The organism is Rheinheimera sp., assembly GCF_020217005.1.
Classification (GTDB): domain Bacteria; phylum Pseudomonadota; class Gammaproteobacteria; order Enterobacterales; family Alteromonadaceae; genus Pararheinheimera.
Genome location: NZ_JAIWOI010000144.1, coordinates 1 through 10,000, shown reverse-complemented (window position 1 = coordinate 10,000; position 10,000 = coordinate 1). Strand labels below are relative to the sequence as shown.

The following is a 10,000-nucleotide window of genomic DNA, read 5'->3' as shown; positions in this document are numbered from 1 at the left end:
GTAAATCCATGTGGATCCTGGCTTTTGGCTCCTTCTTTGGCGCTATTTATCTGCAAGGCGCTCATGGTGGTTCAGGTTTCCTGCCGGAAACAGACGATGGTGGCATAGTGATCTCAGTACGGGCCCCTTCAGAAGCCAGCATTGAATACACCAGCATTAAGGCGGAACAGGCGGCCGCTATAGCCCGCCAGTTACCTGAGCAGCTGTATACCCAAACTACGGTTGGGACTCAGGGCAATATCACCCGGGCTCAGATTTTTGTCCGGCTGAAAAAGGAATACGAACGCGATCGCAATTCACGTGAAATAGCAGCAGAAGTGCGCGCTAAAGTGCAACAATTAGTGGGCGCTGAATACACAGTCTCTGCTGATCTGAATGGCGGCGGGGGCGGTAAAGCCTTGCAAATTCAGTTCCGTGGTCCGGACAGCCGTGTGCTGGAAGGTCTGGTGATGGACTTTATGGAAAAGTTAAAAACAGTACCAGGTGCTGTGGATGTTGGCTTGTCGTCACAGGATCCTAAACCAGAGCTGCAAATTGAATTTAACCGCGGTTTAGCCTCCAGTTTAGGTTTATCGATGAATGATGCCGCCAGCGCCTTACGTTTGGCTTTTGCTGGCGCTGAGATTGGCGATTGGATAGACCCAACAGGTGAAACCCGGAACGTCTATGTCCGGATTAAACCTGAAGAGCGTATGACAGTGCAGGATTTAGAACGTTTGCCGCTGTTGTCGAACCGCACAGGCGCTATGATCCCACTGGAGCAGATTGCGACTGTAACAGTAGGCAAGGGACCTGCCGTGATAGAGCATTTAGACCGCGAAAGTATGATGGCGGTTGGTGCCAACGTACAAGGCCGCAGTTTTGGTGAAGTGGATGCCGATGCGAAAAAATTGCTGAAAACTATTCCATTCCCACCTGGTTATGATGTGGTGTCTGGTGGCCAGAGCCGTGATCAGGAAGAAGTATTTGGCAGTATATTTGGTGCTTTAGGTTTAGCTGTCATGCTGATGTATCTGATATTAGTAGTGCAGTTCCACAGCTTCCTGGCTCCTGTGTCTATTATGATGTCCTTGCCTTTATCTCTGATTGGTGTGGTGTTGTCCTTATTGGTGGCTGGTGCAACTTTAAACCTGATGAGTTTAATAGGTGTAGTTATGCTGATGGGGATAGTGGTGAAAAACGGCATTCTGCTGATTGACTGTGCCCGCAAAAAAGAAAGCGAAGGTTTAACTCTGGAAGAGGCTTTAATTGCCGCTGGCCGCGAGCGTTTACGGCCAATTTTGATGACCACTTTTGCCTTAGTAGCTGGTATGTTGCCTGTGGCTATTGGCATAGGTGAAGGCGCTGCTTTCTACAAACCTCTGGGCATTTCAGTGATAGGTGGGGTATTAACCTCGACTGTACTGACCCTGTTGGTGGTGCCAACCTTCTACGACAGTCTGGAGACCTTTAAACGTAAAGTGAAAACCAGATTCAGCCGTAACAGAAAAGCCGCCGTAACCAGTTATGGCGAGCCGCTGACCTCGAAATAAGCTTTATCGATGAAGCATAAAAGAGCACTGCAGTGCTCTTTTTTTATGTTTTACATCCATGTAAAACACAGCCCCGGGCGATTTTTTTGTGTTGGTCGGGGTAAATTGTGCTTTGGTCACAGAGGCTTGGGAAGAATGGATTAATCCGCTACTATGGACTGAAGTGACCATTTTCAGCAGCACAGTATGATTCAGCTTTCTCCTTACCAGTTACGTCAGCAGATAAGAACTGGCCAGTTCAACAGCCAGACCAGTGGTTTAGCGCCGGGTTATGTACAGTGCAATATGGCGATACTGCCGCAAAGCTGGGCGGCGGAATTTTTGCTGTTTTGTCAGCGTAATCCCAAAGCTTGTCCTTTAATAGCTGTGACTGAACCCGGTCAGTTTGTACTGCCTGAATTAGGCCAGGGCATTGATCTTCGCACTGACTTGCCTGCGTATCGGCTGTTCCGTGATGGTGAGATGACCGAAGAGCTGCAGGATATCCGAGCTTTATGGCGCGACGATTTAGTCAGTTTCCTGATAGGTTGTTCTTTTTCTTTTGAAGAGGCTTTAGTGGCTGCCGGACTGGAAATACGCCATATCAGCGAAGGCAAAAATGTCCCTATGTACAACACCAATCAGCCATGCGTCGGTGCCGGGCGCTTTTCCGGCAATATGGTGGTCAGTATGAGACCCATGAAACCGGCCGATGCCATACGCGCTATTCAAATTTGTAGTCGTTTTCCAGCGGTGCATGGTGCGCCTGTGCATTTTGGCGATCCGGCCGCTCTGGGTATTTCTGATATCCGATCACCGGATTATGGCGATGCCGTCACTATCCGGCCAGAAGAGGTGCCGGTATTCTGGGCCTGTGGTGTCACGCCACAAGCGGTGATGAAACAAGCCAAGCCAGATTTTTGTATAACCCACAGCCCTGGTCATATGCTGGTGACTGATCTGCTGAATAGCTCTTTAGCGAGTTTTTAATGAAGCCTTTAAAAAATTCCTCGATCAAACTCAATTGCGACTTAGGCGAAAGTTTTGGTGCTTGGCAAATGGGCCTGGACGCACAAGTGATGCCGTTGATTGATCAGGCCAATGTCGCCTGTGGCTTTCATGCCGGCGATCCTACTGTGTTGGTGAACACCTTAAACCTGGCCAAACAGCATCAGGTGCAAATTGGCGCGCACCCAAGTTATGACGACAAACAAGGTTTTGGTCGCCGCTCCGTGAAAATGAATGCAGATGAGCTCAAGCATTTACTTTGGTATCAAATAGCCGCTGTAGATGGCGTAGCAAAAAGCCTTGGACTGGAATTGAGTTACATCAAACCTCATGGCGCTTTGTATAACGACATGATGGCAAGCCCGGCCCTGCTGGATACCGTGATGCAGGCGGTGGCCAGTTACCATAAACCATTAAAGCTGATGCTATTGGCGACAGCTTCAGCAACTGAGCACAAGCAGTTGGCCAAAGGCTATCAGCTGGAATTATTGTTTGAAGCTTTTGCCGACAGACGTTACAAAAATGACGGCTCGTTAACGCCCCGTAGTCAGGCGGGTAGTGTGCTTGATCATCAGTCTGCGCTGGCGCAAGTTCAGCAATTGCTGCAAAACGGCACAGTGCAGAGTGATACAGGCGATAGTGTTGTTATTCAAGCTGATACCTTATGTGTGCATGGCGATAACCCGCAGGCCGTTGCTTTAGTTCAATCCATTCGTCAGTTACTGGGCAGCCGATGATCCAACTGGAGCTGGCTGGCGAAAATGCGCTGATCTTGTATTTGCCTGCAGCAATCTGCGGCAACAATCTGAGCCAGTTGCTGCATGTACAGCAGCAGGTGCGGTTGGTGCTGGGGGAACAGCTGCAGGAATTATTGCCCTCTTATGCGTCCTTATTGATTGTATTAAAACCTGATCACCAGGGGGTGCTGAGCATCAAAACCTTGCTGGAACAGCAACTGCGCTTAAGCAGCTCAGTGTTGGAGCAAACAGGAAAGTTAGTGCTATTGCCTGTGTATTATCACACAGGGTGGGATTTGAACGCTGTGGCCGCACGGGCGGGTTTAAGCACAGCAGAAGTGATTGAATTGCATCAGGCCATCGAATATCGGGTCTATGCCATAGGTTTTGCACCTGGTTTTGCGTATTTGGGCGAACTGGACGAACGTCTTGCCACGCCACGCTTATCGACGCCAAGAGCTAAAGTTCCCAAAGGTGCTGTGGCTATAGCAGACCGGCAAACCGCGGTGTATCCGGCCGAATCACCTGGGGGCTGGAATATTTTAGGCTTATGTCCAATCCGCTTATTTAATCCTGAACAGGCCGGAAGCTCAGGCGACATGATGCCTTTTGCGGTAGGCGACAGAGTGCGTTTTCAAGCCATTAGCCAATCCGAGTTTTTGGCTTTAGGCGGCCAGTTACCGCAGGAGCTGTGCTGATGTCTGCTTTTGTGGTGCTAAAGCCTGGTGTATTGTCGACTTTGCAGGATCAGGGCCGCTTTGGTTATGCCCATTTGGGCTTAACTCAGGGTGGGCCAGCCGACGCGGTCAGCTACCGTATTGCCGATCTATTGCTGCAAAACCCAAATCCAAGCTGCCAGATAGAAGTCTCAGTGGGTGGTTTGAGTGTGGTGGCGTTAACAGACAGCGTGTTTTGTGTCACAGGGGCGCAGATGCCGCTGACAGTCAACGGCCAACCCAAAAGCTTATGGCGCAGCCATCCGGTTAAAAAAGATGATGTGATTGAACTAGGTTTTGCTAAATCCGGAGTGCGTTGTTATCTGGCGGTTGCCGGAGGTTTCAGATTAGCCAAAGAATTTGGCAGCAATAGCACTGTACTAAGGGAAAAAGTGGGGGGGATAGCAGGAGCGGCCTTGCAACAAGGTCAGTTTTTGCCTGTGCGTTCAGCCTACAGGCCTTTGTTTTGGTCCTTACCGGAAAAATGCTGGCCGGATTTTTCAGCCCCTTTACAACTTGCACTATTGCCTGGGTATCAGCAGCACTGGTTTGAAGACGCCCAATGGCAGCAGCTGTGCAGCAGCGAGTATCAGGTGTCTGGGGGGGCCGACCGTATGGGCTACCGTCTACAGGGTGAACCGCTGTTGTACCAGCCTAAAGCTTTGTTATCTGAAGGTATTTGTTATGGCGCAGTGCAGCTGCCCCCCGATGGGTTGCCGATAGTGCTGCTGAACGACAGACAAACCTTAGGCGGTTATCCCAAACCCGGTGTGATACTGGCGCAACATGCCGCTGCATTGGCTCAGCGCCGGCAGGGGCAAGTTGTAGGTTTTTATAAAATAGCGCCTGATCAGTTGGAACTGCATCGCCAAGAGCAGCAGCGTTATTGGGCAGAACTGGCTATGGAACTGCGGAGTTAAGTTTGATGGATTTACTCAGGCTCAGTACTGACATAGAACAGATGCTGGTCAGGCAAAACCTGCGCGGTATGGCAACTCTATTACCATATTTAAAACCGGGCAGTTATTTACGGGCCGCTCAGCGTATTGCCGCATGCAAAGCTGTAGTACTGATAGGCACTGGCTTTCCTGTCGGCGACAGTTTTGAAACCGACGGTCCGGTTGGGGCTATAGTGCTGTATCGCTTGCTCGAAAAACTTGGCGCTACGCCATTACTCTGTTGTGGTGAGCCGTTATATTCGGCTTTAAAAGCCGATTATTCCTGCCTGCAATTGCCGATACAGAGCGACCATGCGGCAGAATTTGCCCGCCAGTGTATAGAGCAGCAGAAGCCGGAACTAATGATTTCCATAGAAAGGCCAGGTTTGGCATCAGATGGTCGCTATTACAATATGAGGGGGCAGGATATCTCCGCACGTTGCGCCAATTTTGATGTGTTTTTTCAGCAGGCACCCTGTCCGACAATAGCCATAGGGGATGGCGGCAACGAAATAGGTATGGGCAACCTTTATCCGCAGGTTTCGCAGTTGGCCATTACTCCGGCAGCCACTCGATGCGACGAATTAGTGCTGGCTGACGTGTCCAACTGGGCAGCTTATGGTCTGCTGGCTCTGGTGTCAAAGCTAAAAGACGCAGAAACTGCAAGGGGCTGGTTACTCGAGTGTCAGCCTGCGGCACTGTTAGACTATGTAGTGGCGCGGGGCGGTGTGGATGGCGTAACAGGCCTTGCCAGCGCGACGGAAGACAGTTTACCGCCTGCTCATGCAGAGTTATTAATAGCGGATTTGCAGCGCCTTTGTTTTCAACGATAAAAAGAACAGGATAAAACACATGAGTCTGGTGTACTTAAACGGACAATTTATGCGCCCGGAACAGGCAAAAATTTCGCCTATGGACAGAGGCTTTTTGTTTGGTGACGGTATTTATGAAGTGATCCCCTCCTATGGTGGGCGTTGTGTTGGTTTTACCGCTCATATCCAGCGGCTGCAAACAGGTTTGGACGCATTGGAGATCCACTGTGCTTTAACCACTGAAGACTGGCAACAGTTGGTGCAACAGCTGATCCAACGCAATGGTGCCGGCAACCTTGGTGTCTATTTGCATGTCAGCCGTGGTGCTGACCACAAAAGAGCCCATGCCTATCCAAAAGAGATAACCCCCACCATTTTTGCTTATACCTTTGAGATAGCCGCTGAGCCGCAGGCAGAACGGGACAAAGCGCCACGCTATAAAGTCATGACTGCCACAGATTTACGCTGGCAACGCTGCCATATCAAATCAACAGCTTTGCTTGGCAACGTGATGCACCATCAGCAAGCTGCTGCTCTGGGGTTAAACGAGTGTATTTTGTTTGATGAGCAGGGCTTTTTAACAGAGGGCAGCTCAACCAATGTGTTTATTGTGAAAGATGCTGTGGTGATCACGCCACCTTTGAGTCACAAAATTCTGCCAGGCATTACCCGCCAACTACTGCTGACTATTTTGCGTGAGCACAGCAGTATGCCAGTGCAAGAAAGGGCTGTATCTAAAACTGAATTATTGGCTGCCGATGAAGTTTGGTTGACCAGCTCGAGCAAAGAGGTTGCCGCTGTGATTGAAGTAGACGGCAAAGTCATTGGTACTGGTAAACCTGGTTGTGTATGGCAACAAGCGCAAAGTTTATTTTGCCGGTATAAATACAGCTTTTAGCAGCTAATGTGCTGTTAAAATTTGAGTTTTTCTCCATATTGTCGCCTATGCTTTTAGGTAGAAATAAAGTAAAGACCATAAAAATTAAATGAAGAAGGGAAGAAAGCTATGTTTTTAAGGAATTACAAGATAGGGGCTAGGTTATTAGCAGGCTTTGCAGTTTTGGGTTTGCTGGTGGTGCTGCAAGGCAGCATGGCGTTAATGAATATGGCGCAAATGCGTGATGTGTCGGCAGAACTTGAAACCAATACTATTCCAAGCCTCGATAGTCTGGCCGCTTTAAATTTAAGCATGATGAGGGTCAGAGTGTTTACCTTCCGATTAATGCTGGCCGAAACTGACGAGCAAAAAATGTCCTACCAGGCCTCTTTGGATACCGTCAGACAAGAAGTTGCTGAAAACCAGAAGTTGTATGAAAGCCTTATTTCTATTGATCAGGAACGTAATGTCTATCAGCAGTTTAGAAGTGCGCAGCAGGACTATTTTGCTGGCCAAAGCCGTTTATTACAGGCGTTGGCTGCGGGAGATAAAACTGAAGCGATCCGGATCAGCAATGAGGAGCTAACTGGCCACTCCGACAAAATGACCAAGGCGTTAATCCAGTTAGCTAAGTTAAATCGCGATTTCGCTAAGCAGCAAACAGATCTCTCAGCAGATAACTACGGTACCAGCAAATTCCTGGTTATAGTCGCTATTCTGATCGGTATTACTATAAGCATTTTTATTGCATTGTGGATGACCCGCAGTATTACTGCTCCGATGACAGACGCTGTAGCTGTGGCTGAAACTGTAGCGGGCGGAGACCTAACGCAAAAAATCAATGTCAGCGGCCATGACGAAGCCAGCCGTTTAATGGCTGCGCTGCAGAAAATGCAGCAAAACCTGCGGGATGCAATGAGCCATATCTCTAATTCTTCTGACCAGCTCGCTTCCGCTGCGGAAGAGTTAAACTCGGTGACCGAAGACTCATCAAGAGGGCTGCAACAACAGAATGACGAAATCCAGCAGGCTGCGACCGCTATTACCGAAATGAGTTCGGCTGTGGATGAGGTAGCACAAACTGCAGTGCAAACCTCAGAGCAGTCAACTGAATCTGCGAAAATAGCAGCGCAAGGCCAGGGGCAAGTGGATGAGACGGTTAAGGCGATCCGGGATATGAATCAGGACGTCGCTGTCACCTCAGAGCTGATCCAGGGACTGGCAGTGCAGTCGCAGGATATTGGTAAAGTGTTGGACGTTATTCGCGCTATTGCCGAGCAAACCAACTTATTGGCACTGAATGCCGCTATCGAAGCCGCGCGGGCTGGCGACGCTGGTCGGGGTTTTGCGGTGGTTGCAGATGAAGTCAGAGCGCTGGCGCACAGGACTCAAACCTCTACCCGCGAAATTGAAGAAATGATTGCTAAAATCCGCAGTGGTACAGGCGACGCAGTAAGCGCCATGAAACACAGCAGTGACAAAGCAGGTCATGCGCTGACGGTGGCTCAGGCTGCTGGTGAAGCCCTAAATATTATTACGCAACGCATCAACAAAATCAGTGATAGTAACCTGGTGATTGCAAGTGCAGCTGAAGAGCAAGCCAAAGTAGCACGCGAAATTGATCGTAATATAGTCAATATCAGCGATTTGGCCGCACAAACTGCGGCAGGAGCCAATCAAACCAGTGCTTCAGCTCATGAGTTGTCCCGCTTAGCCGTAGATTTAAATGCTTTGGTGACTCGGTTTAAAGTCTGAACTTGATAACGGAATATAGCCGCCTGATCTGAGGCGGCTATTTTTGCTTGATTCAGAACTTATAAGCGTATGACAAGGCAATAAAATCCAAACCCGGGTTTGGTTTTTGTAATCCAGCGTTGGAATAATGCATGTAGCGTAAGGCTAATTGCGTTTTGCTTTGCAGTTGCCAGATCAGGCCAATTCTGTCTTCAAACTGATAATGAGACCCTAAGTCTTTGCCGGCAAATCGCTGCTTATTCAGCAAACTAAAACCTATACCAAACTCCCAATATATAGCTCTGTTGTACAAAGTACTGAATTGCTTCACCAGCACAGGAGACAGGGCAATAGCCAGATTACTCTCATACTCAGGCTGTTCTCCATAACGCCACAGATTAGCGCTGGCCTCCATGTACAACCTCGCGTCTCCAAGTACCGGCAGTTCAGTCAGATGCCATTCAAGTGGCCTGTAGCCAAGGCGTAAGCCTAAAACCTCACCTTCACCCTTAACCAGATCAACAGCTGCTACTTGTGCCTGCGTGTGCAGACTAAATAATAAAAATCCAAGTATCAGTAAAACTTTTTTCATTGATAATCCTACCTTAATCCTCTGTGATGCTTCCAACTGTGCCAACAGCATCCACTGGAACCAGCATCTAAATCTTCATAGTTACTACCAGCTTCTCCGGCTGTATAGGTTGGAACCTACTAAAGCCTTACTGTGGGAAACGGCAATAAATATGTATTATGTAACGAGCGGTACATAAATTGTGATGCGAAACCAGATCTCAAGGTGGCGGCGTAAAAAATATTTTCATCACGTATGAAGTGACGTTGCTCAGCTATGTTTAAGGACCAAAACCAGACTAAGAAGTTGACCTTTGCTCACATGCTGATTAACCTTGCGTTTTCTTTGCATAAAGGCAGGCAATTTCAGTATGGCAAAGTCTTCTGATCAAAACTCCACTTTGGATCCCCAAAGCCAAAAAGCTCTGCATCTGGACCAACAGCTCTGTTTTGCTTTGTATTCAACCTCTTTAGCTATGACAAAGGTGTACAAACCTTTATTGGATAAATTAGGCCTGACCTATCCACAGTATTTGATCATGCTTATTTTGTGGCAAAACGATGGATTGGCGCTTAAAGACATTGGCGAGCAGTTGCAAATAGACTCCGGAGCCTTAACCCCGGTGATTAAACGAATGGAAGCTATGGGACTACTGCTTCGAACCCGTAATCCACAGAATGAACGAACTCTGGAGATCCGCCTGACTAAAGCTGGCTGGGCTATGCAAGAGCAGGCAGTGCAAGTGAACCGGACTATAGGCGTAAGTTGTGGTATGGCAGAGCCAGATATTCATGCGCTTAGACAGGAACTGGTACAGCTGCGTTCTCAGCTGAGTAACAAACTCTGATAAAGTTCATATTTTAATACGATCAGAAGGGCCTTAATGGCCCTTTTTTATGTTAATTACTTCTGTAAAAATTTAATTTAAATCTTTTAAAAACAATAAGATAATATATTTATTTAAAATACTTTAAAATTAAACTTGCGAAATAATAGTTATCGCGATAATATAATCACAACTCGGGTCGAACAGCTGGTTCAACAGCAATAAAACGACCGGATACAGAACGTAGTAAAGAGTGTGAAAGACAAGACG

The 10,000-nt window shown here is 48.1% G+C and carries 10 protein-coding genes; 9 read left to right on the top strand and 1 reads right to left on the bottom strand.

The features are described from left to right. From LDL40_RS07090 to LDL40_RS07055, 8 genes are all read left to right on the top strand, one after another. Positions 1-1,532: efflux RND transporter permease subunit (locus tag LDL40_RS07090; protein WP_300994518.1), on the top strand; the 1,532-nt coding region annotated here is incomplete at its 5' end. A 186-nt stretch (positions 1,533-1,718) separates the two neighbouring features. Continuing rightward, the gene (locus tag LDL40_RS07085; protein ID WP_300994517.1) at positions 1,719-2,501 is read left to right on the top strand and encodes a putative hydro-lyase; all 783 of its coding nucleotides are present in this window, start codon (positions 1,719-1,721) and stop codon (positions 2,499-2,501) included. Beyond that, the gene (locus tag LDL40_RS07080) at positions 2,501-3,256 is read left to right on the top strand and encodes a 5-oxoprolinase subunit PxpA (RefSeq protein ID WP_300994516.1); all 756 of its coding nucleotides are present in this window, start codon (positions 2,501-2,503) and stop codon (positions 3,254-3,256) included. Before LDL40_RS07085 ends, LDL40_RS07080 begins: the two co-directional genes overlap by 1 nt. After that, complete coding sequence (locus LDL40_RS07075; protein WP_300994515.1) at positions 3,253-3,954, top strand: allophanate hydrolase subunit 1; 702 nt, start codon at positions 3,253-3,255, stop codon at positions 3,952-3,954. Before LDL40_RS07080 ends, LDL40_RS07075 begins: the two co-directional genes overlap by 4 nt. After that, the gene (locus LDL40_RS07070) at positions 3,954-4,892 is read left to right on the top strand and encodes a biotin-dependent carboxyltransferase family protein (protein ID WP_300994514.1); all 939 of its coding nucleotides are present in this window, start codon (positions 3,954-3,956) and stop codon (positions 4,890-4,892) included. The genes LDL40_RS07075 and LDL40_RS07070 overlap by 1 nt, the downstream gene beginning before the upstream one ends. 5 nt (positions 4,893-4,897) lie before the next feature. Next, positions 4,898-5,743, top strand: a complete 846-nt coding sequence (locus tag LDL40_RS07065) for a glutamate cyclase domain-containing protein (protein ID WP_300994513.1) — start codon at positions 4,898-4,900, stop codon at positions 5,741-5,743. A 19-nt stretch (positions 5,744-5,762) separates the two neighbouring features. Continuing rightward, positions 5,763-6,620 (top strand): D-amino acid aminotransferase, encoded by an 858-nt coding sequence (locus LDL40_RS07060; RefSeq protein ID WP_300994511.1) that lies wholly within the window; start codon positions 5,763-5,765, stop codon positions 6,618-6,620. Between the two features lie 108 nt (positions 6,621-6,728). Continuing rightward, positions 6,729-8,354: a methyl-accepting chemotaxis protein gene (locus tag LDL40_RS07055; protein WP_300994510.1), complete on the top strand. Its 1,626-nt coding sequence runs from the start codon at positions 6,729-6,731 to the stop codon at positions 8,352-8,354. 52 nt (positions 8,355-8,406) lie between these two features. On the opposite strand, the gene LDL40_RS07050 is transcribed toward LDL40_RS07055, so the two are convergent. Continuing rightward, positions 8,407-8,925, bottom strand: coding sequence for an acyloxyacyl hydrolase (locus LDL40_RS07050; RefSeq protein ID WP_300994509.1), 519 nt, complete (start codon positions 8,923-8,925; stop codon positions 8,407-8,409). Positions 8,926-9,274: 349 nt separating this feature from the next. Here LDL40_RS07050 and LDL40_RS07045 point away from each other — a divergent pair, with 349 nt between their 5' ends. After that, complete coding sequence (locus LDL40_RS07045) at positions 9,275-9,751, top strand: MarR family winged helix-turn-helix transcriptional regulator (RefSeq protein WP_300994508.1); 477 nt, start codon at positions 9,275-9,277, stop codon at positions 9,749-9,751. The last annotated feature ends 249 nt before the right edge of the window (positions 9,752-10,000 follow it).